The organism is Bacillus taeanensis (genome assembly GCF_003318295.1).
GTDB classification, from domain to species: domain Bacteria; phylum Bacillota; class Bacilli; order Bacillales; family UBA6769; genus Maribacillus; species Maribacillus taeanensis.
Genome location: NZ_QOCW01000014.1, coordinates 40,800 through 64,658 on the forward strand (window position 1 = coordinate 40,800; position 23,859 = coordinate 64,658).

The 23,859-nt window shown below is 34.4% G+C and carries 34 protein-coding genes; 12 read left to right on the forward strand and 22 right to left on the reverse strand.

The genetic code is table 11. The features are described 5' to 3' along the window. Positions 1 to 63 precede the first annotated feature (63 nt). Both DS031_RS23730 and DS031_RS13655 read right to left on the reverse strand, forming a co-directional pair. Positions 64 to 231: a hypothetical protein gene (locus tag DS031_RS23730; RefSeq protein WP_181833156.1), complete on the reverse strand. Its 168-nt coding sequence runs from the start codon at positions 229 to 231 to the stop codon at positions 64 to 66. 273 nt (positions 232 to 504) lie between these two features. Continuing rightward, positions 505 to 1,437 carry a DMT family transporter gene (locus DS031_RS13655; protein ID WP_113806625.1) on the reverse strand — a complete coding sequence of 311 codons (933 nt, stop codon included), beginning with the start codon at positions 1,435 to 1,437 and terminating at the stop codon, positions 505 to 507. A gap of 129 nt (positions 1,438 to 1,566) precedes the next feature. Between DS031_RS13655 and DS031_RS13660 the strand changes: the two genes are divergently transcribed. From DS031_RS13660 to DS031_RS23735, 3 genes are all read left to right on the forward strand, one after another. After that, the gene (locus tag DS031_RS13660) at positions 1,567 to 2,010 is read left to right on the forward strand and encodes a Dps family protein (protein ID WP_113806626.1); all 444 of its coding nucleotides are present in this window, start codon (positions 1,567 to 1,569) and stop codon (positions 2,008 to 2,010) included. 121 nt (positions 2,011 to 2,131) lie between these two features. After that, positions 2,132 to 2,515 carry a VOC family protein gene (locus DS031_RS13665; protein ID WP_113806627.1) on the forward strand — a complete coding sequence of 128 codons (384 nt, stop codon included), beginning with the start codon at positions 2,132 to 2,134 and terminating at the stop codon, positions 2,513 to 2,515. Between the two features lie 88 nt (positions 2,516 to 2,603). Then, entirely contained in the window at positions 2,604 to 2,741 is a 138-nt protein-coding gene (locus DS031_RS23735) for a hypothetical protein (protein WP_181833157.1), read from the forward strand. A 44-nt stretch (positions 2,742 to 2,785) separates the two neighbouring features. On the opposite strand, the gene phaP is transcribed toward DS031_RS23735, so the two are convergent. Together phaP and phaQ are read right to left on the reverse strand one after the other, a co-directional pair. Continuing rightward, the gene (gene phaP, locus DS031_RS13670; protein ID WP_113806628.1) at positions 2,786 to 3,355 is read right to left on the reverse strand and encodes a polyhydroxyalkanoic acid inclusion protein PhaP; all 570 of its coding nucleotides are present in this window, start codon (positions 3,353 to 3,355) and stop codon (positions 2,786 to 2,788) included. Positions 3,356 to 3,437: 82 nt separating this feature from the next. Continuing rightward, entirely contained in the window at positions 3,438 to 3,863 is a 426-nt protein-coding gene (phaQ, locus tag DS031_RS13675; protein ID WP_113806629.1) for a poly-beta-hydroxybutyrate-responsive repressor, read from the reverse strand. Between the two features lie 522 nt (positions 3,864 to 4,385). On the opposite strand from phaQ, the gene phaR reads away from it, so the two are divergent. From phaR to phaC, 3 genes are all read left to right on the forward strand, one after another. After that, positions 4,386 to 4,871 carry a polyhydroxyalkanoic acid synthase subunit PhaR gene (gene phaR / locus DS031_RS13680; RefSeq protein ID WP_113806630.1) on the forward strand — a complete coding sequence of 162 codons (486 nt, stop codon included), beginning with the start codon at positions 4,386 to 4,388 and terminating at the stop codon, positions 4,869 to 4,871. A gap of 120 nt (positions 4,872 to 4,991) precedes the next feature. Further along, positions 4,992 to 5,735 (forward strand): acetoacetyl-CoA reductase, encoded by a 744-nt coding sequence (phbB, locus tag DS031_RS13685; protein ID WP_113806631.1) that lies wholly within the window; start codon positions 4,992 to 4,994, stop codon positions 5,733 to 5,735. Positions 5,736 to 5,786: 51 nt separating this feature from the next. Beyond that, the gene (phaC, locus tag DS031_RS13690; RefSeq protein ID WP_113806632.1) at positions 5,787 to 6,875 is read left to right on the forward strand and encodes a class III poly(R)-hydroxyalkanoic acid synthase subunit PhaC; all 1,089 of its coding nucleotides are present in this window, start codon (positions 5,787 to 5,789) and stop codon (positions 6,873 to 6,875) included. 58 nt (positions 6,876 to 6,933) lie between these two features. Here the strand turns inward: phaC and DS031_RS23740 are convergent, their stop codons facing one another. Beyond that, the gene (locus DS031_RS23740; RefSeq protein WP_181833158.1) at positions 6,934 to 7,074 is read right to left on the reverse strand and encodes a hypothetical protein; all 141 of its coding nucleotides are present in this window, start codon (positions 7,072 to 7,074) and stop codon (positions 6,934 to 6,936) included. 141 nt (positions 7,075 to 7,215) lie between these two features. On the opposite strand from DS031_RS23740, the gene DS031_RS13695 reads away from it, so the two are divergent. Continuing rightward, complete coding sequence (locus DS031_RS13695) at positions 7,216 to 7,707, forward strand: YajQ family cyclic di-GMP-binding protein (protein WP_113806633.1); 492 nt, start codon at positions 7,216 to 7,218, stop codon at positions 7,705 to 7,707. Positions 7,708 to 7,758: 51 nt separating this feature from the next. On the opposite strand, the gene DS031_RS13700 is transcribed toward DS031_RS13695, so the two are convergent. Further along, positions 7,759 to 7,962 carry a hypothetical protein gene (locus DS031_RS13700; protein WP_113806634.1) on the reverse strand — a complete coding sequence of 68 codons (204 nt, stop codon included), beginning with the start codon at positions 7,960 to 7,962 and terminating at the stop codon, positions 7,759 to 7,761. Between the two features lie 30 nt (positions 7,963 to 7,992). Further along, the gene (locus DS031_RS13705; protein WP_113806635.1) at positions 7,993 to 8,316 is read right to left on the reverse strand and encodes a hypothetical protein; all 324 of its coding nucleotides are present in this window, start codon (positions 8,314 to 8,316) and stop codon (positions 7,993 to 7,995) included. 190 nt (positions 8,317 to 8,506) lie between these two features. Between DS031_RS13705 and DS031_RS13710 the strand changes: the two genes are divergently transcribed. Further along, positions 8,507 to 8,650, forward strand: a complete 144-nt coding sequence (locus DS031_RS13710) for a YjcZ family sporulation protein (protein WP_113806636.1) — start codon at positions 8,507 to 8,509, stop codon at positions 8,648 to 8,650. Between the two features lie 183 nt (positions 8,651 to 8,833). Here DS031_RS13710 and DS031_RS13715 read toward each other — a convergent pair whose 3' ends face one another. Next, complete coding sequence (locus DS031_RS13715) at positions 8,834 to 10,006, reverse strand: site-2 protease family protein (RefSeq protein WP_113806637.1); 1,173 nt, start codon at positions 10,004 to 10,006, stop codon at positions 8,834 to 8,836. A 72-nt stretch (positions 10,007 to 10,078) separates the two neighbouring features. Beyond that, entirely contained in the window at positions 10,079 to 11,002 is a 924-nt protein-coding gene (locus DS031_RS13720; RefSeq protein WP_113806638.1) for a glycine-rich domain-containing protein, read from the reverse strand. 210 nt (positions 11,003 to 11,212) lie between these two features. Between DS031_RS13720 and DS031_RS13725 the strand changes: the two genes are divergently transcribed. Further along, on the forward strand, positions 11,213 to 11,416 hold the full coding sequence (locus DS031_RS13725; protein ID WP_113806639.1) for a hypothetical protein: 204 nt from the start codon (positions 11,213 to 11,215) through the stop codon (positions 11,414 to 11,416). 59 nt (positions 11,417 to 11,475) lie between these two features. On the opposite strand, the gene DS031_RS13730 is transcribed toward DS031_RS13725, so the two are convergent. The 13 genes from DS031_RS13730 to DS031_RS13795 form a co-directional block, all read right to left on the reverse strand. Further along, complete coding sequence (locus tag DS031_RS13730) at positions 11,476 to 11,682, reverse strand: spore germination protein GerPB (RefSeq protein ID WP_113806640.1); 207 nt, start codon at positions 11,680 to 11,682, stop codon at positions 11,476 to 11,478. Between the two features lie 17 nt (positions 11,683 to 11,699). Beyond that, positions 11,700 to 11,915 (reverse strand): spore germination protein, encoded by a 216-nt coding sequence (locus tag DS031_RS13735; protein WP_113806641.1) that lies wholly within the window; start codon positions 11,913 to 11,915, stop codon positions 11,700 to 11,702. A gap of 74 nt (positions 11,916 to 11,989) precedes the next feature. Then, positions 11,990 to 12,385: a spore germination protein GerPE gene (locus DS031_RS13740; protein WP_181833159.1), complete on the reverse strand. Its 396-nt coding sequence runs from the start codon at positions 12,383 to 12,385 to the stop codon at positions 11,990 to 11,992. 30 nt (positions 12,386 to 12,415) lie between these two features. Next, positions 12,416 to 12,592, reverse strand: coding sequence for a spore gernimation protein GerPD (locus tag DS031_RS13745; protein ID WP_113806643.1), 177 nt, complete (start codon positions 12,590 to 12,592; stop codon positions 12,416 to 12,418). Then, entirely contained in the window at positions 12,592 to 13,191 is a 600-nt protein-coding gene (gerPC, locus tag DS031_RS13750; RefSeq protein WP_113806644.1) for a spore germination protein GerPC, read from the reverse strand. Before gerPC ends, DS031_RS13745 begins: the two co-directional genes overlap by 1 nt. A gap of 88 nt (positions 13,192 to 13,279) precedes the next feature. Then, on the reverse strand, positions 13,280 to 13,504 hold the full coding sequence (locus tag DS031_RS13755) for a spore germination protein (protein WP_113806645.1): 225 nt from the start codon (positions 13,502 to 13,504) through the stop codon (positions 13,280 to 13,282). Positions 13,505 to 13,588: 84 nt separating this feature from the next. After that, entirely contained in the window at positions 13,589 to 14,149 is a 561-nt protein-coding gene (locus tag DS031_RS13760) for a GNAT family N-acetyltransferase (protein WP_113806646.1), read from the reverse strand. A gap of 200 nt (positions 14,150 to 14,349) precedes the next feature. Then, entirely contained in the window at positions 14,350 to 14,637 is a 288-nt protein-coding gene (locus tag DS031_RS13765) for a hypothetical protein (RefSeq protein WP_113806647.1), read from the reverse strand. Positions 14,638 to 14,816: 179 nt separating this feature from the next. Continuing rightward, positions 14,817 to 15,461: a hypothetical protein gene (locus tag DS031_RS13770; RefSeq protein ID WP_113806648.1), complete on the reverse strand. Its 645-nt coding sequence runs from the start codon at positions 15,459 to 15,461 to the stop codon at positions 14,817 to 14,819. A 451-nt stretch (positions 15,462 to 15,912) separates the two neighbouring features. Further along, positions 15,913 to 17,463 (reverse strand): ATP-binding protein, encoded by a 1,551-nt coding sequence (locus DS031_RS13780; RefSeq protein WP_113806650.1) that lies wholly within the window; start codon positions 17,461 to 17,463, stop codon positions 15,913 to 15,915. 306 nt (positions 17,464 to 17,769) lie between these two features. Beyond that, the gene (locus tag DS031_RS13785) at positions 17,770 to 18,348 is read right to left on the reverse strand and encodes a peroxiredoxin family protein (protein WP_113806651.1); all 579 of its coding nucleotides are present in this window, start codon (positions 18,346 to 18,348) and stop codon (positions 17,770 to 17,772) included. Positions 18,349 to 18,558: 210 nt separating this feature from the next. Next, positions 18,559 to 18,819, reverse strand: a complete 261-nt coding sequence (locus DS031_RS13790) for a metal-sensitive transcriptional regulator (protein WP_113806652.1) — start codon at positions 18,817 to 18,819, stop codon at positions 18,559 to 18,561. A 79-nt stretch (positions 18,820 to 18,898) separates the two neighbouring features. Then, on the reverse strand, positions 18,899 to 19,360 hold the full coding sequence (locus DS031_RS13795) for a helix-turn-helix transcriptional regulator (RefSeq protein ID WP_113806653.1): 462 nt from the start codon (positions 19,358 to 19,360) through the stop codon (positions 18,899 to 18,901). 183 nt (positions 19,361 to 19,543) lie between these two features. Between DS031_RS13795 and DS031_RS13800 the strand changes: the two genes are divergently transcribed. The 3 genes from DS031_RS13800 (at position 19,544) to DS031_RS13810 (ending at position 23,852) form a co-directional block, all read left to right on the forward strand. Further along, positions 19,544 to 20,869, forward strand: coding sequence for an ATP-binding protein (locus tag DS031_RS13800; protein WP_181833160.1), 1,326 nt, complete (start codon positions 19,544 to 19,546; stop codon positions 20,867 to 20,869). A 135-nt stretch (positions 20,870 to 21,004) separates the two neighbouring features. Beyond that, positions 21,005 to 22,654 (forward strand): spore germination protein, encoded by a 1,650-nt coding sequence (locus tag DS031_RS13805; protein WP_113806655.1) that lies wholly within the window; start codon positions 21,005 to 21,007, stop codon positions 22,652 to 22,654. Next, positions 22,644 to 23,852, forward strand: coding sequence for a Ger(x)C family spore germination protein (locus tag DS031_RS13810; RefSeq protein WP_181833161.1), 1,209 nt, complete (start codon positions 22,644 to 22,646; stop codon positions 23,850 to 23,852). Before DS031_RS13805 ends, DS031_RS13810 begins: the two co-directional genes overlap by 11 nt. The last annotated feature ends 7 nt before the right edge of the window (positions 23,853 to 23,859 follow it).

A 23,859-nucleotide genomic window follows, 5' to 3' on the forward strand; every position in this document is an offset into this window, starting at 1 on the left:
TGTGAGGTTTTTTAACATAAAAAGTGAAGAAGTTAATCATATAGAGATTAACTTCTTCACCTTTTACGTTTTTTCGTATAGCGCTGTCATTACGATGGCTGCAAGATATAAAGGCAGCCATCCTACTACAAAAAGCAGAAAAAAACCTAACGATAATTTATTTCTTGGATATAAACTTAACAGCACACTTATTATGAAACCGACCAAAAAATAAACTGTAAGGGACAACATTGGAGTACTTCCCCCTCAACATGCTGTTTTTATGATAGTATAGGCTTTACACTAACATTTGGTGTGGACCTCTGCCTAATAATTCAAAAAATATAATGATGATGTTTCAGCTGCTTTTAATCAATTAAATTGGTAAGTTCAATAAAAAAGAAGTAACGTATTGGCAAAAATCTACACCTACGTTACTTCTTTATACACTCTGTATACAAATTAACCTTGAGAACTTCACATCAAGACGATGACCACGAATTAAGTCGAAAGTATATCTTCCTATTATTTTTTATTTGCTGCATACTCGTATTGTTTCATTTTATGCAGTTGATATTTTTGCTCGAGTGCCCCTGTCCCTAATAAAACACCTACTACAATAAAGAAGAAGCCAAAAACTTGAGTAATCATAATGTTTTCCCCCAAAAAGAATGCAGAACCAAGCAGTGCAAAGAATGGAGATAAATTAATGAAAATTGCTGTTTCACCTGCACCAAGATGGTGAATTGCTTTGTTATAAATAAGGTGTCCCAATCCAGTTGCCAGCACTGCAGACGCTAAAAATACAATCCAGGCTGTCATTGATCCCTCTTTTAGTGTAGAAAATCCACTGGGCTCTAAACGTATGCTAACAATAAACAACAGCAGCGCTCCAATAAATTGCATATATCCTGTAACAAGACGTGATTGAACTGTTTTGGTTGCTTTTTTAATAAAAATAAAGCTAACAGCCTGTGTAATTACCGCTAAAAAAATATAAAAATCTCCTACAGAGATAAAACCTATTTGACTATCTCCGGCAAGCACAACAAATGAGACACCTGTAATGCCGCAAATAATACCTAAAAATTTAAATAAAGTGATTCGATCTCCAAGCAGCAGCATAGCAAGAAGCGAAGTAGAAAGCGGAACTAATCCTAAAATAAGACCTGCATTGGATGCCGTTGTTTTCGTTAGGCCAACTGACAAGAAAAAATGATGCCCGAAAATTCCTGTTACCGCAGCAACAAAGATTAAAAACCCTTCCTCCTTAGTCAGCTTACAAAAATCTTTCCTTAAATATAAAATAGGCATTACAACGAGAAATGCTGTAAAAATACGCATTGATGTAATCATTACAGGTGAAAATGCCTCTACAACAATTTTAATTGCTACAACATTCAGACCCCAGATTACCATTACTAAAAGTAAAAGGATATAAAAAATAGCCTTTTGCACATTTATCACTTCTTTCTTAATTCAACACAATTAGCAATATTTTATCATAGATGAGAATGATAGTGCCTAGAAAATGTTTATTATGCACATAATAAAATTTGAAGAAGAAATAAAGAAAGAGTGGATTAAATGTCGCAACCTTTAGAACAGATTTTAAATAAACAAATTGCAAATTGGAGTGTTTTATATATTAAACTCCATCATTATCATTGGTTTGTAACTGGAAGTCACTTCTATGAGCTGCATAAGAAATTTGAAGAGTTTTACAATGAAGCTGCTGCCTATATTGATGATATTGCCGAAAGGTTGTTAGCAATAGGCGGCACACCCTTATCTACAATGCAGGAATTTCTCGAACAAGCTTCCATTCATGAAGCAGATGAACATGAAAATGCAGGGCAAATGGTAAAAAACATTATCGCTGATTTTACAATTATCCTTAATGAATTGAAACAGGGAATTGAAAATGCAGCGGAAGAAAAAGATGATCCAACCGCTGATTTGTTAATTAAAATTCGTACAGCATTAGAAAAACATATTTGGATGCTTAAGTCATTTATTAAAGAAGATTAGTGGATGTATATAGAGTCTCCTCTTGCTTTGACAGCAAGAGGAGTTATTTTTTTTACTTTTTCTCTTACAAAATAATAAGTTATAATGAAAGAATGAAAAATATATACAAGGAGTGTAATAGTTGATAAATTATGAAGCGATTCATCATGTAAGTCTTGCAGTTACAGATATAGAACGCGCTAAAAACTTTTATAAAAATGTCTTACAGTTTAAAGAAATTGAACGACCAAATTTTGGATTTCCAGGAGCTTGGTTTCAAATTGGTTCTCAACAGCTTCACCTTATTGTTCATGATCACGCTCAAACATTAAGGACAAATGGCGGCATTAATTCAAGAGATGGTCATTTTGCTGTTCGTATTCAAGACTATGAAGCTGCATTAACATATTTAACACAACAAGGTATTGAAATTAAATCCAAGCCAGCTAGTAAAAGCGGATTCAAACAAATCTTTTGCTGTGATCCTGATGGCAATCTGATTGAATTTAATGTTGATCAAAATTAATCACTTCTCTAATGCTGTTTAGTCTTCCTTTTTGCTTTATTCAAAAATGACTTTTTTCTTATTATATAATGAAGAAACTACAAACTAGATGTTTGAGCCTCAAGAAGCTATTATTCATAATTTCATTACTGAAACATCCGTCCAAGAAATCGATTATTCATATATCTGGATTGAAGTAGATGGGGAAAAGATCTTAGCGGTCGACCCGCCAAATCCAGCTTTTTAATCTATTAAAAAACCTTTCACATTATATGTGAAAGGTTTTTAATATTATTGATTAAAAGAAAATAGTTTAATAGTATTTTTTGTGTTTTCTTCAAACTTTTCAATTAATTCTTTTTGTGTTGATTTTGCTTGTGAGAAGAAATCTTCTAATACTGTTTTTGTTTCTTCACGTGTTTTTTGCTGCTGTTCAATGACTTGCTTAAGTGTTGAATGAACCTGATCTTGAAATTGATTTAATACTGTTAAGTTTGCTTTATTAGGTGTTAATAATAAATGCTGCATACGGCCAACGATTTCATCTACACGATTATTAAATTCTTCAAATGACTTACCAGCTTCTTTACCGCTTACGTTTTGAATGTTTTGATTTACGTTTTCACGAAGTTCAATAATTGATTTCTTCATTTCTTCTTCCATTTTATCAATGTTGCCGTTTGCTTTTGCCCAAGCTTCTTGCTGACGCTCTAACAATTGAAGTGTTTGATTTTCAAGCTCAGTTTGAGAAGCATAAACCATGCTTAATCCATTTTTCCAGCTATCCCACATTGCGTCCACTAAGTGTAACGCTTCATTGTTTTTACTTTCAGTTTTTGCAGTCGTAGTTTTTACAGCCATTTAAAAAACCTCCTAAATAATTTTAATAATAATGTATTGTGATTACAGCAATGCTGCAGGATCACTATTCCATTGCACCTTTTCATCTCTCATTATCGTCATCTTTTCGTTCAAAACTGCTCGGCATCATCATATCCGTATACATTGAAAAGAAGCGACTTAACATTGATTGATATTGCTCTAAAGAATTTGCCCACGTGTCTAAATACTTTTCCCCTGCTTCAGTTAAAGAATAGATTCGTTTAGCAGGGCCTCCTTCTGAAGTGTCCCATTCTGACTTTACCATGTTGTCCTTCTCCAGCTGACGTAACGTGCGATAAACATTTCCTTGGTCGATTGATGCGAAACCAAATTGTGTTAATTGTTGAATCAATTTGTAGCCGTGTAAATTCCAACCTCGAAGGCTGAGAAGCAAAACAGGTACCATTAAATTTTTTGGTGTCCCGGTGACCACTTTTTCATTCTTTGGTTTCGAATTCGTAGATGTATTATGATCATTGGTTGTCAATTCGATCACCCACTCACTTAAAATATCTGTTATTTGTAGAATACCTCTTACATGTAATTTACACCTATAGATCTCTATTGTCAATCAGTTTTTAGAAACTAATCTCAATTATATAATTTCATCCTAAAGATTGGATAATAAAATATAAACATTCGAAGAATAACTTATCTTTGTGAAGCAACCTTTTCACATTCTTTTACTTACTATTAAAAAAAGAGAAACTCAATACTCTTTACATCAATAAATTGAAGATATTTATTTAACATCCATAATTTACCTATACAGGTAATATTTTTAGATTAAGAGTTCAACTTTTCTTTCGACAATATAATACATTTTTCGAACTATTTTTTCTAATAACCTATGATAAACTTCTATATTTGTAATCGCTTTACATAAAAACCGTAATAATTGTCGAAAAATATAGAAAAGTATCAATTGTTTTTTGTGTGTATCTTTACTATAATTCAACTTGGAAATAACTTGGTATTTTTCCTAGAAAAAATGGAGAGGAGCTGAACCATGAGCGAGCAAAAAACGTTTGATCCGTTTGCTGTATGGAAAGATATTTATAGTCAATCCGAAAACTATTGGAGTAACGTGATTGATGAAAATATGCGAAAAGAAGAGTTTTCTCAATGGATGGGTCAGTTGTTAGACATGAATCTTCAGTATAAAAAAATGTTAAATGAAACAACAGAAACTTATCTTGAACAAGCAAATGTCCCATCTAAAAGCGATATTGCAAATTTAGCAAACCTTGTTATTAATGTTGAATCTAAAGTTGATGATTTAGAAGAAAAAGTTGAGGATACACTTGATAAGCAAGGAGATCAATCCGAATTAAAACGTGACGTAACACGTATGAAAAACGAAATGAAAAACCTCGACAAAAAGCTCGATCAAATTATTGAACAGCTAAGCCAACAAAAACAAGCAGCTGCAAGTGTTGAGCAATCTAATACTCCACAACAACAAAACAAGCAGCCGCAGCAGCAAAAGAAATAATTTCAGACCTTTACCTATAAATACAATTTCTAAACATTCTTACACAAGAAGTTAGTTAGATGAATTACTATTGATAAAATCTACATTTGATTTACATAAATAGAAGGAGTGTTTTAGCACATGACAGAATTACAAGGCAAAGTAGCAATCGTAACAGGTGGATCTCGTGGAATTGGAGCTGCTATTTCAAAAGAACTAGCACAAAATGGTGTTAAAGTTGTGATTAACTATAACAGCAACAGTGAAGCTGCAGACAAAATTGTAAACGAAATTAAAGAAGCTGGCGGAGAAGCTCTTGCTGTGAAAGCAGACGTATCGAATGTTGAAGCGGCTAACAATCTAGTAAGTGAAGCTGTTAAACAATATGATCGTTTAGATATTCTTGTAAACAATGCCGGTATTACTCGCGACAGTTCATTCAAAAAAATGAATGATGCAAACTGGGGTGAAGTTATTAACGTAAACTTAAACAGCGTATATAACATGTCTTCAGCAGCTCTTCCACACATTCAAGAGTCTGATGCAGGTCGTATCATCAGTATCTCTTCTATCATTGGACAAAAAGGCGGATTTGGTCAAACTAACTATGCAGCAGCTAAAGCTGGTATTCTTGGTTTCACAAAATCACTTGCACTTGAACTTGCTAGAAAAGGAGTAACTGTTAACGCAATTTGTCCTGGATTTATTGAAACGGATATGGTAGCTGAAATTCCAGAAGACATTCTTAAACAAATTGTTGGCGGAATTCCTTCTCAACGCTTAGGACAAGCAGAAGAAATCGCTCGCGGTGTCGTATTCTTATGTAAAGACGGGTCTTACATTACAGGACAACAGTTAAATATTAACGGCGGCCTTTACATGTAATTTGTTTTATTTGGTTTTTGTGAATCAAACTCTTATAAAGGTTGTGATGAAATGAGTATAGCTGTGACAAAAGATTGGGAAAACTTCCTAGAGTCACTTGCTCCTGAAGCAACACAAACTTACACACGTGTAAAACGTGCTACAGAAGTTTTAGCAGTCGAACCTGAACCACAAGTAGGTCCAACACCGAAAGAAGTAATTTGGACAAAAAATAAAGCAAAACTTTATCGATATACATCCAATGAACCATCAACACACAAAGTTCCTTTATTACTAGTTTATGCTTTAATTAATAAACCCTATATTCTAGATTTAAAAAAGGGAAGCAGTTTAATAGAATACTTAGTTAATCGTGGCTTTGATGTTTATCTTCTTGATTGGGGTACACCTAGTTATGAAGATAAAAACATGAAACTAGATAACTACATTCTTGACTATATTCCAAGAGCAGTTAATAAAGTATTAAGAACGTCTGAAGCAAAAGAAGTTTCTGTTCTAGGCTACTGCATGGGCGGAACAATGACTTCAATCTTTGCATCCCTTCATCCAGAATTACCAGTTCGAAACCTTATTTTCATGACAAGTCCATTCGACTTTTCTGATTCTGGTTTATTTGATCATTTCTTGGATGAACGCTACTTTAACCTTGATCAATTAGTAGAAACAATGGGAATTATTCCTCCTGAAATGATTGATTTTGGAAATAAAATGCTTAAACCAATTGCAAACTTCTGCGGACCATACGTTAACCTTGTCAATAATTCTGACAATGAAAAATTTGTTAACAACTGGAAGCTTATGCAAAAGTGGCTAAGTGATGGTATTCCATTCCCAGGAGAAGCATATCGTCAATGGATTCGAGATTTCTATCAACAAAACAAGTTGATTAAAGGTGAACTTGTTATTCGCGGAAAGAAAGTCGATTTAAAAAACATTAAAGCAAATGTACTTAACATTGCTGCAGAGCGTGATCACATTGCAATGCCGCACCAAGTAGAAGCTTTAATGGACAATATCTCCAGCCAAGACAAAGAATATGTAGTCCTTCCAACTGGACACGTTTCTGTTACAATTGGATCTCGTGCTGTCAAACATACTTATCCAAAGATTGGCGATTGGTTAGCAGAACACTCTAATTAATCGTAAAAAAACCGCTATCATTTAAGATAGCGGTTTTTTAATTACTAATACTTTTCTATTAACTGTTTTCGGTAACTTGTCCAATTTCCTTTTTGGATAAATATTCATTAGCGGTCTCAATCATTCGATGTTGATCTACCGAATCCCCTGGCTTATATGTTGCTTTCTTTTTCTCATATGATAATGTTTCTTCTTTCATTTTAAAACCTCCCTTCTCATTAATCTGGATAAAGGATGTATGTTTATTTTTCCACATTAGTGAACAGTAAATCCCTAACAAGAAAACTTCACTAAAATTTGCTACAATAAAGAAAAGCTTATATAAAGGAGAATACATGATATGTCAAAAGAAAGTTCATTTGATATCGTTTCACAAATCGACTTACCTGAAGTAACAAACGCACTTCAAATTGCAAGAAAAGAAATTGAAAACCGCTACGATTTTAAAGGAAGCAAAAGTACGCTCGCTCTTGAAAATGAAGAGATCGTGTTAGTTTCAGATGATGAGTATAAATTAAACCAACTAAAAGATGTTCTAATTAGTAAATTAATTAAGCGCGACGTACCTATTAAAAACCTTGATTATAGTAAAATTGAAGCTGCTTCAGGTGGTACAGTACGCCAACGCGCCAAGCTTGTCCAAGGTCTTGATAAAGAAAATGCGAAGAAAATCACAAAGGCGATTAAAGACGCAAAACTTAAAGTAAAAGCACAGGTTCAGGATGATCAAGTTCGTGTTTCCGGAAAAAGTAAAGATGACTTACAGCAAGTTATTGCTCTCATTCGGGAAATTGATCTTCCAATTGAAATCCAATTTATTAATTACCGTTAAGTAGTCATTACGGATGATAAGAAAGTGACTCAAATGAGTCACTTTCTTAATTTAATATCCTCTTAAATAAATATAAATAAAAATCCCACCTAAGACGATGATTGTCCCGATTATATACATCATCGAAAGAGACTTCACAGGGTTATCCGTTTGTTCTTCATAGCTAACATCTGCTTGACGATTTCCTTTTCTTATCGTATACCAAAGTCCAAAAGCAAGTAAGGCGATAATCATAAATGTTAAAAATGGATACATTGTTTTCACCTAATTTCTTTTGTAATTGCCTTAATGATATTTTTCCCCAAGTTGTTCAATTATCTTCATACTTTCAATATGATTTCGTGTTTTTTCTGTTCCATGATCACGAATAAATCGATAAACTTCCTGCAATGTTTGATCATAATGTTTACTTTCTACATCTTTTCCTGAAATAGGATGAGTGACCTTATACCAGTCACTCATATTTTCGGCAGAAGCTTTATCAAACAATTCCGCAAGCTGAGCTGCTTCTTCTTCAGTTGCATCAATTTCAAATTCATATGGAGAAGCATGTTGATCTTCAAGAATTTCTCCAGATCCTACCCTGACATAATAACGCTTTTTTTCCAATGATTTTCTCCCCTTTATTATACAAGCTTTTTCTTACTCTTCTTTTTTCCTACTTGTTCATAAATTATTCTTTTGATAAAAAAGTTCCGCACTTATCCTCCACTCTTGTCCTCTACAAAGTCGAATGATGGAGCATATATTATTAATGAAGGTAAAGAGACCTTCAATATAATAATGAGGAGGGTGTTAGATGTCCTACGGTTGTGGATGTGGCGGATATAATTACGGTGGTTACGGCTACGGTGGATATGGTTATGGAGGCGGCAAAGGTTTTGCGTTAATTGTTGTATTATTTATTCTGTTAATCATTGTTGGAGTAAGCTTCGTAAAATAAGCTTAGCTGCGGATGAATGACAATGTGTTTTCTCTCCTTAGTTGGCAAAGGAAAGTCCTTTGCCCTTTTTTATAAATTAACTATGCATTTTTCCTTTATATAGAATAAAACATGTTATCTAATAAAAAAATAAGACCATTATAATGGTCTTATTTTTTTATTAACGCTATATTACTTCTTTAATTAAAACATCCCTGGGGGATACTGTTCCATAATATTTGTCCCATACCAGAAAAATAAAGATAAAACAGCTGCAAGGCCAACATACAAAACAAGTACAAGCCATTTTGTCTTCTTTGGAGCTTCATAATAAGTTTTTAGACGTGCCATATTCTCTTTTAGATTCATTAATTCTTTTTCTTCTGAATGAATTTTTCTTGTTAGATTTTCACTATCCATTGAAAATACCGTTAATAAATGCTTTTTCTTTTCTAAAAATTCAAACTCAACTTTTTGTTGATCGTACTTAAAACGTTCTTTGTCTTGTAAAAATGGAATGAAAAAGGAACGCTTCTGTTTAATATTACTCATCATTTGTCGTTCTTGTTTACGATAAACTTCCTGTAGATTATAGTAGCTAACATTACGTCGATAAATAAGCTCTCCTTCATCATTTACCGCTGGATCAAACATATAAGCTGTCATATTATTTAATTCATTAATATGTGTTTTTTGTTTATCAATTTTATAAGAAAGTACTTTTCTTATATACCCTTCACGAGCACGTTTCCACCATGTTATAAACCCAAAAATAAACACAAGAATTAAGATTGGACTGAACCAAAAGAATAAAAGAGGCAGCATCACTAAAAGACCAATAAACCAAATTTTTGTTGATAAAACCGAGACAATTCGACCACCATCAAGTGGAGAAACAGGAAAGAGATTAAAAAGATTAATCATAGCTCCAAGCATAATAACAAGCCCCCAAAATGGATTATTTGTTACAGCGTAAAGGGGGATAGCAGGTAGAAAACCAATCATCCCTATTAAAGGTCCTCCATATGCTAGATAGGCTTCTGTTTTTGCATCTTTTGGTGCTTCTTTCATTGAAATAACGGCGCCAACAAATGGTAAAAAAACTGCTGGAGATGTTGCAATTCCCTTTCGTTTCGCTGCAAGTAAATGCCCCATTTCATGAATAAAAATAAGATAAATTAACGCGAAAGCAAATTTCCATCCATAAAAAACAGCATATCCTGCAAGAGAAATACCTAGTGAAATAAAAGTGGTACCAAATTTTGAGAGCTTTAAAAAGCCTATAATCCATTTTAATTTTGTAGCAGCAAGAAGACCTATTGTAACCAAAATACTTTTCAATCTTTTTTGGCTGCCGGATGACCTTGAATGTGTCATAGTAAATCCTCCATCAAATACTTTTATTACATTGTTATATACGAACGGCAAGCAAAAAAGTTTCAGCTAACCTTATGAACCACACCCACCGCCACAACTACTGCTGCAGCTACCTCCATCACCAGAGTCTCCTCCGCCATCAAAAGAGCACACTGAACTATCTGATCCACCTTTTTGAAAGTCATTTGGCAATAATTGATCCATTTCTGTCTGATAATTTTCATAGTCGTACACGGAATAAAAAACCATTGGTGCAGAAAGATAAGCCCAATCTGTTAAATTGCGATACTTTTCAAACGTTCCCCCTTGTTGTTTTACAGCTCGGATTTCCTCGAACGTTTCACGTAACCTATTCATCACATAATCAATGCTCTCGTCTACTTCCTTAATAAGGGGAACCTGCTTAAAATATTTTTCTCTTATTTGGTGAGCTTTCAAAGACTCGATTTGCAGAAGCATTTCTTTGTTTAAAGGATAACGATAAAATCCATTCCAAATCCTCATACTGTTTTCTTCCACTATAAAAAGCTGGCTGTAAACCCAGTCAAACCAAGCTCGTCCATCTGAATCTGCTTGTTTCTGTTCATGAGGCATATGGTGAATGATTTGTCCAGAAAATGCTTCGCAAAATTGTTGGTATTCTTTTGTAAATAGTAACATTTCATGCCATAATTGATCGACTTTCTCACTAAACATTGGGACATTTTTCAAAACAGCACTCATAAGAAAATAGCGTTTTAATTCATAAAAAAGCCAATCAAATTGGTGATCTGAAAGAGTGGGATCTTTTTGCTGAAGACGGTCTTTTACTTTCTTTACTAACTGATCATCCAATGCTGATTCAAGGCGTACAGCAAGATCCATGCTGCCTGGCCGCGCACCAAGATTTTTAGATGGGGCTTCATTTTTTAAACGCAGTGACGGTTTCTTCTGTTTTAGACTAACCAAAAGAAGAAGAACAACGACTGCTAGCCCTATTAAAAAGAAAAATTCCATCATTCATCACCTTCTTTTCTTTAAATAGATAAGTTTGTAAATACCTTATTGATTTGAGTCTAAATTTATACAGTTACTTTTATGATAGCATTGTTTTATTTTAATTTTCCTTTATTTTGCCCGGAAGACTTTCAATAAAGAAAACTCATCACCCAAATCTTATTTTCATCATACAATACAGAAATAATCCCGAAAAGGAGTCAGCACACCATGGCAAAAAAGAATAAGAAAAAAGTAATACAGTCCGATGTGAACAAACATCAATATAATATGAAAGTTGTACACTCTGGTATTTGTGAAGCTTGTAAAACAAAGTGCGTCCGTGGAATCTCCTACATCGAAAAAATGTCACAGCCTGGAGCAGTCGGTTATGGAATTCCTTGTATTTTAACAAAAGGAAAAGCTTATAAGTAAATTGCTATAACGTTTCTTTTCTACAATTATAAAAGAAGCACCAAATCTTGGTGCTTCTTTTATTCGGAAGGAGGTGGAAGTTCTACAGTAACTTCTGGAACCTCTTCACTTATTTGTGGAGCTTCCTTTGTAAAGCCACCTGTATTATATAAATTAGAAAGCGACTTAATCATACCGGCACTGCCAATTTGAAGAACAGAAGAATTTGATACACCACCAACTTTGAACTGATGGATCACAATGCTTTGATTAATAAAAAAATTCATAAACAGTGCTCCTCCAACTAAATGTTGGCTACATTTGAATTGTCCACTAAGTCAGGGTCATTCACATTTGTAGCACTGTAACGATTATATGTTTCAACAATATTCCCTGTATTAAATGAGCCTGAACCAGCATATGTTTTTGAAGTACTAAATGGTGCTACATAAAAGGAATCGCCAAAATTAATGACTCCCCCGGCACTCACTATGTTAACTGCTCCTACAATGGAAGGCATATGCTAACACCCTTTTTCAATAGTGTTAGTGTATTGTATGTTGATTATTCTAATATGTTCGGTTGCATATGTTTCTACCTTTCCTCCTGCTCATTTTGCTTAGAAGGTGGTGAAATAAATTGCCGTGTATTCTTAATACGCGCTTCAGCGTCTATAAAACGATTAGAACCAATTTGAATAATGGAAGCACTCCCTACAGATATTATATGCAGTCGATTCACATTAATAAACGATAATTCGTTAAAGCGATTCATGCGTACTTTTTCTGTCATGAGAGGTGTGGGAATCGGTTCAACAAACAATGGATCTGAAAAATCTCCCTCATCCTTTTTAAAAGTAGCCACTTCACGCTGAACTGCAAACCCTTTCGCTTTCGGTGTAACACCAACAGAATCACCAAAATGAACGATGGAAGACCCACCAACTGATATCAGCTCCACATGTCGAACTGATGAAATTCGCGAAGTCAATTTTATCCCTCCCCGAATTATATAACTACATTATACCTGCGTAAATGCTAACTCCGTACCAATAATTAATGACTCAGGCGGTGTATCAAAAATCGATGATAAGCAAATCGTTTCTGTATCACCAACAAGTACAATTGAAGCACTTCCCACCCCAGTAATATTAATATTCCCAACAGAAAGCTCCCGGTTTATAACTTGGAAAAACATTACCTATCCCCCTCCATCTTCTGTGGCAAATTGTTAATAAACGCTTCAATTGCCTTATAAATATCTTTTTTCACCTTTTCAAGTACGGCCTGCTCAACTGGACCTTCTGCTGATCCATTTCGATTCATTTGATTTAAATAAAAGCTAATTCTGCGATCAATTTGTTTTCGAATATCTTGCACAATAAATTGACGATAGGGATCCTCTAATTTGTAATTATACTTTTCTTCAAATTGTCTAATATCGTTAACAATCTCATGATTTAAGTAATGATGCACATCTTTATGAATACGTTGAAATAATTGCTCTTGACCTTCTGAAACTTCTTCTTTCTCTTTACCATTAACAGAAAACTGTTCAATTTCCTCTGAAAGATTGGGCGTTAAGCCAATATTTAGTGTCCCTTCAAGTGTCTCAACTTTTAACTGATCAAATTTATATTCAATTTTGTCAATCTTCATTGCGCCATTGCTTTTCAAAGCATTTATCTCACCTTCTAATTCATCCATACGTGCTTCTAAATTTTTCACACGCTCATGCTGCGTTTTCATATATTGATATACTTGCTGTAAATACTGGTACAAATCCGGGTAATACATCCAACTCCCTCCCACTTCTTCTACAACTCTTTATTTGATCATATGCACGTACAAAAGAAGTGATGAGAGAAAATACGAAGCAGCTTCTTTACAATACACCTATATTGGATGTATCAACTAGATCATCATCGTTTGGGATCAATGTAACATTTTGTTCAGAATACGTACGATCAAAATCACCTGAATTAAATGAACCTGGACCTCCAAAAATAATATCCTCACTTACTGGAGCAACCCAAAAAATATCTCCAAATTGTGTAACTGTTGCTTCCCCAATTGAAATAAAATTAACCTTTCCAACAACTGCCGGCATTCTACATGCCCCCCTTTTGATTTTATTTTATTAGCTTATTTAAATTGTATGAGTGTCAAACAGCATTTTATTTGTTTTGTATATTCATTCGATAAACTCTGCCTTTAATAACGAAAATAGAAGAGCATCTACAAACTTCCCATTCACGAGTTGGTATTCACGTAATATGCCTTCTTTTTGAAAGTGAAACTTTTCAAGAAGCTTAAGAACTGCTTTATTTTCAGCTCTTGTTAGCGCACTAATTCGATTTAATTTCATCTTATTAAACCCAAAATCAATAAGTGTTTGCAGCATTTCCTTTCCATAGCCTTGTTGCCAATATTCTTTCAAAAGATTACCGCCAATTTCAGCATGATGTGAAACACGGTCTAAATTTTTAAAACCGCACGTTCCAATTAATGTATTGGAATCTTTTCGTTCTACTCCCCATCGTATTGAATTCATTCGGTAGTATGAATGAGGACTGGAAAAAACATCAATATAATAATCTGCCTCTTTTCGATCAGTCATTATTCTTCCTCCATCATACTTCATCACTTCTTTATCTGAAAAAAGTGCAAAAACAGCCTCACAATCTCTTTCTTCAAGTCTTCTAAAAATAAGATGGGGAGATTCTATCAGCGGAAATTTCCATTCATGTTTCATTTTTTTTCCCCTTTATTAACATTTTTCACTCTTGTACGATGGTGCTAAAAATCCCCCTTCGTTTAATAAAATAAGAAGGGGGAATTTTTAGAGACACAAAGACACAGCCTTTATCTTTTTAAGAAAGCCGTCATACAAATTCTTTGGTTTATTTCTTGTAACTATCTTATTACTTGATTTACTAATATGTTCTAAAAGATTTAATAGTAATACGGATATGGTCTAAAAAAGGCAATTCTCCCTAAAGCGACACCCGTTAAGCCACCTAGAAAACCACCGGCAAAGCTTCCTCCAAATCCCCATAAAAATAAACCATGATTTGGAGATTCATGATGTTCGTTCACTTCTTCATCAAAAGGACGTAAATATACATACTCTTTATCAACATGTTCAATAACGCCTCGATAAGCAGCTCCATCACGACACCCAATTTCTACTGTGCGTCCGATATGCTCACAACAAGTGTGATAATAATGTTCAAATGACATTTTTATCCTCCTTTCTTAAAAAAATCTCCAATACTATTTGTCATAACTGTTATTAAAAATATTGTCACCTATTTACATATTATGTATAAATCCAAGAGTGGAAGAGGCGTTTGTACAAGGCTTATGTGGAATTTTCTATAAAAAAAACAAAGAAGATGTAATCTCTTTGTTTTTTATACTTATTTTTTTGATAATAACTTGAAGGAAAGTTCTTTGTCGTTAGGGACTCTTTGATCTTCATTTCCTAATATTTCTTCTACCCAAGCTGGAAGTTTCCCAGTTTCATAAACAGATTGAATTTCATGATGCGAAAATGATAACGTATGAACTGAAATTCCTTCAAATCGAGGAGTTGGACGACGTTCATTAATTTCCCTTGCTGCTTTTCGATATGTTTCATCTACTTCATCAGCATACAATCTCATCTCATGAAGCTGTTGAATTAAATACAAGTATTCTGCTCTTGAACGCATCAATTCTCGCTTTTTCTTTTGAAGATGACGATTTACAGCACCTATCTCTCTATCTTTTCCAGTTATTAACGAAGGCAGCAGTTCTTTTAAACGTTCTTTTTTTTCTTTTTCAACATTGCGCATCTTTTCAATAATATACCTTAACTCATTTGTAAGTTCCTCAATTTTTTCTTTTGCTTCTGTTAATTTTGAGAGCGGGACATACGCACTTCTTTTATCGAGCATGTCCATATAAACACTTTGAACAACATTTCGACGTTTTTCAATTGCTTCTTTTTGCTCTTCTAGTGCAGTAAGTTCCTTGTCATATAACTTTTTTATTTTCAAAAATTGATTTAATTCAGGATACACCGTCAGATCCTCTCCTTACCTTTCAATAAAAGGGTCATTTTTATAAGGAAGTCATAAAAATGAACGACTAATGATTTATCGCAGGAAAATATTAAGAGCTGCAGAATTAAATTATAATAAAGCACTCTAATTTTATTATAGCTTGATTGCAACTTAGAAAAAACCGACTATTAGCATAAACTGAGTTATAATCTGAAAGGAAGTATAACATGAAAGAAAATCGTTACCATTGCTGTGCAACATGCATCCATTATCGAATCAAAAAACAACCTCGTCCTCTTTCATATATATGCGCACGACTCGGTTATAAAACAAAACCTACTTACCAGTTTAATTGTTGGGAACCAAATAAAAATGTCCAAAACCTTTTGAAAAATAATAGGAAATAATTAAAATCCCGCACCTTAAACATCGACCCATTTTCTATTATTCTTCCACTGAGATACTTTCTCTACTCACAATTGATTGGGAGGTAAACTTCAAATGTTGTTCCCTTTCCTTGCTTGCTGCGCACTTTAACATGACCTAAATGGTCTCGAATAATTTTAAAACTTACCATTAATCCAAGTCCTGTTCCTTTTTCTTTTGTTGTATAAAAGGGTTTACCTAATTGATTTAAACTGTCTGTATCCATTCCTATTCCATTATCTTGAATTTGAATACAAATCTCTTCAGAAGAAGTTTGCTGAGCATGTACACTTAGCTTTCCTCCATTAGGCATCGCTTCAATCCCATTTTTAATGAAGTTAATAAACACTTGCTTAAGTTGATTTGATTCACACCGGACTAACGGTAAATCGTTTTGAAATTTTGCTGCAATTTCTACATTTTTTAACGTTGCCTGAGATTCTAACAGTGCCATTGTCTCATTAAGGACAGTACGTACATTTTTCATTTCAAAAAGAGTTGTTTTTGGTTTTGATAATAAGACAAATTCATTAATAATTTCTTCTAAACGCTGCAGCTCTGATAAAATAATTTCAAAATACTGATCACTATTTGAACTGTTATGAATTTCAGAATGAAGAAGTTGAATAAATCCTTTTAAAGAGGTTAATGGATTCCTTATTTCATGTCCAATTCCTGCTGCTAGCTCACCAATCGCTTTTAACGTTTCTGTATTTCGCAAACGATCCTCTATTTCTTTTCGTTCCTTTATATCTCGTATAATCGCAAGATGCACATCTGGTAGAATATGAGCTTTTGCATTATATTCTACTTGCTGAATCAATCCATCTGACCGAACAACCTCTGTTTCTCCTTTAAAAGTACCTTCTTTTATAAAGCTCGGCCATTCTTCAATAAAGGACTTTTTTCGTGCTTCGGCTGTTAAATCTCCTAAATGCATGTTTAATAATTTTTCCTTTGAAATACCAAATAAACGACATGCTGCTTCATTCGCATCAATATAACGTTGGTTTCCATTTAAGAGTACGATAGCATCTTCTGCCGCATCAAATATTTTACGAAATTTTTCTTCACTAGAGCGAACATATTCCTTTATTTCCTTTATTTTTGTGACATCTAGTATAGAACCGACTACTTCTATTAGATTGTCGTTTTCAAAAACAGGAAGAAAGGATGTTAAAAGCACACTTCCATTAAATACCATTTCAAACTGTTCTGCTTTACCTTTTAATGCCTTTAAATAATAAGACTTAAGTTTACTTACTAACTTCTCCCTAAATACTTCATCTAGTTTTTTGTTCGTATAAAATTCTGTCGAAATAGGAAGGTGTTCAAGAAGATCTCCACCAATAAAGGTAAAAACAGGTTCATTATAGTCATTTAATTTAAATCGAAAAATAAGCGCATACGTATGTGACAACGTTTTGTTCAATAACTTTTCTGACTTCTTCATTGTCGTTAATTGTCTCTGCTGATCTCTTAATTTCAGCTTAAGCGCTTGATTTTCCTCTTTTAACGCCTTTAGTTCCAACTGAAGCCGCTGCCAATCATCGGAATTTTTTATCAATTGACTATATTCCTTTATTTCCTTCATTCAAGCACCTTCTTTTTTTATTCTCTTTCTTACTATAAATCCGATACTTTAAATGTCCTAGTTTAATACTACCATATTTCTACTTATTTTCATCATCTTGCGAATATTTTCAAACAATTGTTTAAAATTTTTTGTCTGGGGAATACTACCTCTATCATCCCTTTAAAATAAATATGTTATGATCTTAGGGCTCATCATGCACTGCCATTTAAATGTTCCCCCCATTTAAATGGCCTTTTTATATGTTAAAAAAGAGCCTCTCTATTAGTAAAAATATAGATAAGCTCTTCGTTTATTTAGTATTTTTTAATTTTGAATAATTTTTTCCATCATTTCATATGTCATTGGTCCAACAATTTTCTGTTGGATAATCCCTTTCTCATCTACTATATAACTAGTTGGAATAGTAATAGCTTGATATACTTTCGCCTGCTCACCTTCCTTGTCTAACAATACAGGAAAAGTAAGTCCATACTCTTTTATAAATGGTGCTACATTTGCTTGATCATGTTCAAACATTGTTAAGTTTACTGCTATAATTTCCATTTTAGCACCATTTTTTTCATAAAACTCCTCCATTTCGGGCATCTCCTCTTTACAAGGTGGACACCAGGTTGCCCAAAAATTTAATAATACCTTTTTTCCGCGAAAATCTGAAAGAGAGACTTGCTCTCCTTTAAGATTTTCCAATGTAAAGTTTGGTGCTTTATCTCCTTTTTCTAAACCTATCTCACCAGAAGAAGCAGCAGCCGGTACAGATTCTTCATTTTCCTGGTTCTTCTCACCAGCATTCAAAACATTTTCATTTGAAATATACTCATAAAACCCCCAAGTAATAAGTGCAAAAACAGCAACCATACCTAAGAGAACACTTCTTCTTATCATGATTTCACCTTCCTATTTAATAAAGCCGCACCTTCATTGTTTCTCTACAATTAGCTATATTTTAGCACAGCCTTCTTAAGTTCTGCTATGCTTAGTCCTAAATGTAGTTTACGTGATTAACTTCTATTACATTCATCCATTCCATAATAAAGTTTATACCTTCTACACCTGTTCATAAAAAATACCCTAGGCTCAATCCTAGGGTATTTTTTAGCGGCTTTTTACAAGCAGCTTAACAGCCTCTTTAATCACTTCGTCCGCTTCTTCTCCTTTTTCTAGTTGTTCTTTAATACAGCTTTCCATATTTGTTCCTACAATGTATAAAGTTAAACGCTCAACAGCGGAACGTATTGCCGAAAGCTGGTGAACAACGTCTTTACAATCTTTTTGTTCTTCCATCATTCTTAATACACCGCGTGCCTGTCCTTCAATTCTTCGCAAACGCTTTTTCATATCATCAGGATATTCCATATTCATCCCTCTTTCCATTACATGTATAGGTATAGTATAACTGATTCTCTCATTCCTTAAAAATATAGAGGGTTATTTTCTACCTTGAATCTTTGGTGGAAATTTCATTAAACCGCTGCCTTGCTTCTTTCTCATTGAAAGAACTATACCAGCGATACGCTTCATCGTCTAATATTCGATAATGCTTACTTACTAAATTTTGCTGCAGACGAAAGCTATTTTTAATCTCCACGTCACTCCACCAAACATGCCCTCCCATTGTTTTTTGTTTAGGACGTTCAACTTCCTCATGGGCCATCGTTTCCAGCACTTCAATTGGATCATTTCCTAATACAGACTGAATAACTTCACTATCGCGAAACAATGCACACATCGCCACGGCAGTAGTCCAACCTGCATCACTTCTTCCTTTCTCTATTTGAACTAATGTTTTTTTTGAAATCCCTAACACAAAGGCCATCCGATCTTGTGTATAGCCTTTTTCTACACGAACAAGCTTTAATTTATTAGAAAGAAGTTCAATAATCTGTTCTCGATTCATATCATACCCCCAAATAAAAACATATAGTGTAATATTACACTATATGTTTTTGCCCTACAAGCAACTGCTAATTTCCATCATATGATTTTAAAAAGACTTATTTAATTTTCATAGTAAAAAAAGACTTGTAAATACTATAAAAAATCACCTTACAAATTCTTACTATATGAAAGGAGCATGGAATTGGAAAAACACCAAGTAAAACAATTAAATATACATAAAAACACTTTGACGCCAACAACTATTACCATGCTTTATTTCTTCATAGGAAGCATATGGGTAATGTTTTCTGATGAAATTGTTTTTGTTTTCTTTAAAGATCCTGAAATTATTATTAAAATTCAAACCTATAAAGGCTGGCTTTTTGTAATTATTACAAGCGCCCTTCTCTTTTTACTTATCTATAAAAGCCGCAAACAATTAATCAAAAAGCAAACAGCCCTTAAAGAAAGCGAAACACGCTATCGCCAATTAATTGAACTATTTCCTGAAGCTATTTTTGTACACCGCAGCGGTACTATTTTATTTAGTAATAAGGAAGGACTGAAAATACTTTCAGCAGCACAATTAAATGATATTATCGGAAAATCCATCAAACAGTTTATTGCACCTGAAGACCTTAAGCTTGTGGAAAAACATGCAAAACACTTTCACTTTCACAATCATCATGCTAAAAAATTCGAATGCAAAATTTCCCGCTTAAATGGAGAAAAAATTGATGCTGAAACAACGTCCATTCCAATTTTATATGAAGAAGTTCCAGCAATTTTATCTGTAACAAGAAATATTACAGAAAGAAAAAGAACAGAGGAACTGCTTCGAAAATCGGAAAAGCTCTCAACTGCTGGCAAGCTTGCAGCCGCGATTGCCCATGAAATTCGAAATCCTCTTACATCTGTAAAAGGGTTCTTGCAATTAATTAATAAAGATAATTCTAATATTAGCTTTATACCGCTAATTCTAGAAGAAATCGAACGAATTGAGAAAATCGTCAATGAAATGCTTGTACTCGCAAAACCTCAAGCCCAACACTTTGGTCAATGTGATATTACGAAATTACTAGAACAAACAGTGATCTTACTTAATAGTGAAGCAGTCATGCATAATGTTGAAATTGTTATGAATGATATTGAAACAAGCCTTCCGAAAATTTACTGTGATCAAAACCAACTAAAACAAGTATTTATTAATATTTTTAAAAATGGGATTGAAGCTATGCCAAAAGGCGGTAACATCTTTGTTAATGCGAGATCAGACTTTCAGGATTGGATTTTAATTCAATTTATCGATCAAGGATACGGTATTCCAAAAGAAAAAATCAGAGCACTTGGAGAACCTTTTTATACAACAAAAGACACCGGAACAGGTCTTGGATTAATGTACAGCTTCAATATTATTAAAAACCACCATGGAAAAATCTCCTTTTCAAGTGAAGAAAATAAAGGGACGACTGTAACACTTACACTTCCTATTAATTTCAAAAGTAAACAAACAAAAGCACAACCATGAAAAACAATGGCTGTGCTTTTGTTTTTCAGTTAAACAGGTATAAAAACAATAGATAAGGATAGGATGGATAACTAGATATTCTCTACTAAAAACATTGCTATAAAACGTCATCATAGAGATGGAGTGCTTTAAAAAATGAGTATGATTTGGAAACGACTGCAAAAAAACTTTAAAAAAAAACAGAATGTCCAATATACCGAAGAACTTGATTTACCACAGTCATCCCAACAGCTCGATCAGAACTTGCAAACAAACATCAGAAATATGAAAGATACTTTAGGTAACAGCAGTGATTTAATTATTCGTGAATTCAAGATTGGGCAAAACCCTGTTTATAATGCCGCGTTAGTTTGTATCGATGGCTTGATTGATGTCGATTTTATTAACGATTTTTTGATGAAAACGTTAATGAATGAACTCGAAAATATCGAAAAAGATGAGGTAAAATCACCACAAGATTTATTAATAAAAATGAAAGAAAAAGTATTAACGGTTGCTGAGGTTAAGAATGCACAAGATTGGAACAAGTTACTATTATCACTATTATCTGGAGAAACCGTCCTACTCATTAATGGATGTGACGATACGCTTGTTTGCTCAACCAAAGGTGGAGAATTAAGAAGTATCTTAGAACCGGTTTCAGAGTTATCCATTCGCGGTCCACGAGATAGTTTCACGGAATCCATTCGTACGAATACCGCAATGGTGCGCCGGCGTATTAAAAGTCCAAACTTATGGCTTGAAACCATGCAGATCGGTGAAATCACTCAAACAGATGTTGGAATGATGTACGTAAAAGGCATCGTGAATGACAAGCTTGTTCAGGAAGTGAAAGAACGATTAGAACGAATTGAGATTGATGAAGTACTTGCTTCAAATACTATTGAAGAGTTTATTATTGATGCCACGGCTTCCCCTTGGCCAACCATCTTTGTGACAGAACGTCCCGATGTTGTGGCAGGAAATTTAATGGAGGGCCGTATTGTGATTTTCGTTGATGGCACGCCATTTCCGTTACTGGTACCGGCAACATGGAATCAATTTTTCCAGTCAGCTGAAGATTACTATCTTCGTTGGAATATTGCTTCCTTTATACGGTTTATTCGCGTCGTTTCACTTTTACTTGCCATGCTTGGACCGGCGACTTATGTTGCATTTCTTTCTTTCCATCAGGAATTAATTCCATCGCCTTTATTAGTTAGTTTGGCTGCGCAGAGACAAGGGATCCCATTCCCCGTGTTTATCGAAGCCTTATTAATGGAGTTTACATTTGAAATATTACGTGAGGCGGGGGTTCGGATGCCGCGCCCCGTTGGTTCAGCTGTGTCAATCGTTGGGGCACTTGTTTTAGGAGAAGCTGCTGTTCAGGCAGGGATTGTATCAGCAGGAATGGTCATTGTGGTATCCGCAACAGCCATTGGAAGCTTCACCATTCCTCATCATTCAATGGTCGATGCTGTTCGGATCATCCGGTTTGCCTTAATGGCTTTAGCAGCTTCCTTTGGCATATATGGGATCGGGTTAGGTGTCATTATGTTAGTTGCCCATACGTGCAGCTTACGTTCTTTTGGCATTCCTTATTTAGCACCATTTGCACCACTCATTCTATCGGATCAAGGTGATACCATTCTGCGCCTGCCAAAACCGTGGTTAGCAAAGCGTCCTAGACTCGTTGATCAAAATAAAATTGGCAGATCGAATAACACGCCAAAACCTAAGCCGCCGGAGAAAGGAAGTAACACCATTAAAAAAGATCATACAAAGAGGAATGCTGATGAAACATAAACATTTTTTAAGACTGTTCATCTTGTTTATTCTATTATTACTTACAGGATGCTGGGATCGAACAGAACTTCAGGACCTTGATATTGTAACGGCTATCGGAATTGATAAAGGAGAAGATGATGTTAACAACCGTTACCGTGTCACAGTGCAAATTATTAATGAAGGAGAAGCCGTTGGCGGTACTGGACAAACTGCTGGACGAGCTTCCCCTATTACGACATTCAGCAATACAGGCAGCACCGTCTCAGAGGCATTGCGAAAAATTTCACCAAAAACAGCGAACGAACTCTATTTTCCTCACATACAAGTAATGGTTATTGGAGAGGAGTTAGCAAAAGAGGGGGTTACAGATCTTTTTGATTTTATTGATCGAGATCCTCAGTTCCGCATGCTGTTCCCTATTTTAATCGCAAGAGAAAATACAGCAGAAAATGTTCTAAAAGTGAGCACGCCTTTAGAAAGCATTCCCGCTTCAAAAATCGTTGGTGCTTTAGAATTCACACGAAGAATTTGGGGGGAATATGCAAGTACCCGTGCTGACCAAGTGATTGATAGTATCAATAAACATGCAGCCGCAATTATTGGCATTCGCATTAACGGTGATCCTGAAAAGGGAAACGAATTATTTAATATAAGAAAAATTGATCCTGATACAACATTAGAAATTACAGGCATTGCTGTACTAAAAGACGGAAAACTTGAAACATGGTTGGATGAAGACGCAGCACGAGGTGTTACTTGGATTAAAAATGAATTTACAAGAAGTATCCTTAACCTCGATTGTAAAGATATAAAAAATGGAATTGCTGTTGAAATGGTGCGCTCTAAAACGAAACTTAGTGCGGAATTTAAAGAGGGGAAACCAATTATTCATATTGATACGAGGGAAGAAGGACATATCTCTGAAGTTCATTGCGGGATTGATCTTGATAAACCTGAAACCATTAATAAGCTTGAAAAGGAGTTAGAAAAAGAAACAAAAGAAGAAATCATGATGGCAGTCAAAGCAGCACAAGAAGAAAAAAGTGATATTTTTCAATTCAGTGAAGTAGTGAATCGAGCAGATCCAAAAGAATGGAATAAAATCGAGAAAAAATGGGAGGAAGAAATTTTTCCAGAGCTTGAAGTAAAAGTAGATGTTCGTGCGTTTATTCGCCGTACAGGTATGCGGACAAAATCGTATTTAAGCAGTGAATAGTCTTTCT

Bases quoted from the DNA above. Each gene is read 5' to 3' on its own strand.
- DS031_RS23730 (WP_181833156.1), bottom strand. From the start codon at position 231: ATGTTGTCCCTTACAGTTTATTTTTTGGTCGGTTTCATAATAAGTGTG.
- DS031_RS13660 (WP_113806626.1), top strand. From the start codon at position 1,567: ATGTCGCAACCTTTAGAACAGATTTTAAATAAACAAATTGCAAATTGG.
- DS031_RS23735 (WP_181833157.1), top strand. From the start codon at position 2,604: ATGTTTGAGCCTCAAGAAGCTATTATTCATAATTTCATTACTGAAACA.
- phaP (WP_113806628.1), bottom strand. From the start codon at position 3,355: ATGGCTGTAAAAACTACGACTGCAAAAACTGAAAGTAAAAACAATGAA.
- phaR (WP_113806630.1), top strand. From the start codon at position 4,386: ATGAGCGAGCAAAAAACGTTTGATCCGTTTGCTGTATGGAAAGATATT.
- phbB (WP_113806631.1), top strand. From the start codon at position 4,992: ATGACAGAATTACAAGGCAAAGTAGCAATCGTAACAGGTGGATCTCGT.
- phaC (WP_113806632.1), top strand. From the start codon at position 5,787: ATGAGTATAGCTGTGACAAAAGATTGGGAAAACTTCCTAGAGTCACTT.
- DS031_RS23740 (WP_181833158.1), bottom strand. From the start codon at position 7,074: ATGAAAGAAGAAACATTATCATATGAGAAAAAGAAAGCAACATATAAG.
- DS031_RS13695 (WP_113806633.1), top strand. From the start codon at position 7,216: ATGTCAAAAGAAAGTTCATTTGATATCGTTTCACAAATCGACTTACCT.
- DS031_RS13700 (WP_113806634.1), bottom strand. From the start codon at position 7,962: ATGTATCCATTTTTAACATTTATGATTATCGCCTTACTTGCTTTTGGA.
- DS031_RS13710 (WP_113806636.1), top strand. From the start codon at position 8,507: ATGTCCTACGGTTGTGGATGTGGCGGATATAATTACGGTGGTTACGGC.
- DS031_RS13715 (WP_113806637.1), bottom strand. From the start codon at position 10,006: ATGACACATTCAAGGTCATCCGGCAGCCAAAAAAGATTGAAAAGTATT.
- DS031_RS13720 (WP_113806638.1), bottom strand. From the start codon at position 11,002: ATGGAATTTTTCTTTTTAATAGGGCTAGCAGTCGTTGTTCTTCTTCTT.
- DS031_RS13725 (WP_113806639.1), top strand. From the start codon at position 11,213: ATGGCAAAAAAGAATAAGAAAAAAGTAATACAGTCCGATGTGAACAAA.
- DS031_RS13730 (WP_113806640.1), bottom strand. From the start codon at position 11,682: ATGAATTTTTTTATTAATCAAAGCATTGTGATCCATCAGTTCAAAGTT.
- DS031_RS13735 (WP_113806641.1), bottom strand. From the start codon at position 11,915: ATGCCTTCCATTGTAGGAGCAGTTAACATAGTGAGTGCCGGGGGAGTC.
- DS031_RS13745 (WP_113806643.1), bottom strand. From the start codon at position 12,592: ATGTTTTTCCAAGTTATAAACCGGGAGCTTTCTGTTGGGAATATTAAT.
- gerPC (WP_113806644.1), bottom strand. From the start codon at position 13,191: ATGTATTACCCGGATTTGTACCAGTATTTACAGCAAGTATATCAATAT.
- DS031_RS13755 (WP_113806645.1), bottom strand. From the start codon at position 13,504: ATGCCGGCAGTTGTTGGAAAGGTTAATTTTATTTCAATTGGGGAAGCA.
- DS031_RS13760 (WP_113806646.1), bottom strand. From the start codon at position 14,149: ATGAAACATGAATGGAAATTTCCGCTGATAGAATCTCCCCATCTTATT.
- DS031_RS13765 (WP_113806647.1), bottom strand. From the start codon at position 14,637: ATGTCATTTGAACATTATTATCACACTTGTTGTGAGCATATCGGACGC.
- DS031_RS13780 (WP_113806650.1), bottom strand. From the start codon at position 17,463: ATGAAGGAAATAAAGGAATATAGTCAATTGATAAAAAATTCCGATGAT.
- DS031_RS13785 (WP_113806651.1), bottom strand. From the start codon at position 18,348: ATGATAAGAAGAAGTGTTCTCTTAGGTATGGTTGCTGTTTTTGCACTT.
- DS031_RS13790 (WP_113806652.1), bottom strand. From the start codon at position 18,819: ATGGAATATCCTGATGATATGAAAAAGCGTTTGCGAAGAATTGAAGGA.
- DS031_RS13795 (WP_113806653.1), bottom strand. From the start codon at position 19,360: ATGAATCGAGAACAGATTATTGAACTTCTTTCTAATAAATTAAAGCTT.
- DS031_RS13805 (WP_113806655.1), top strand. From the start codon at position 21,005: ATGAGTATGATTTGGAAACGACTGCAAAAAAACTTTAAAAAAAAACAG.
- DS031_RS13810 (WP_181833161.1), top strand. From the start codon at position 22,644: ATGAAACATAAACATTTTTTAAGACTGTTCATCTTGTTTATTCTATTA.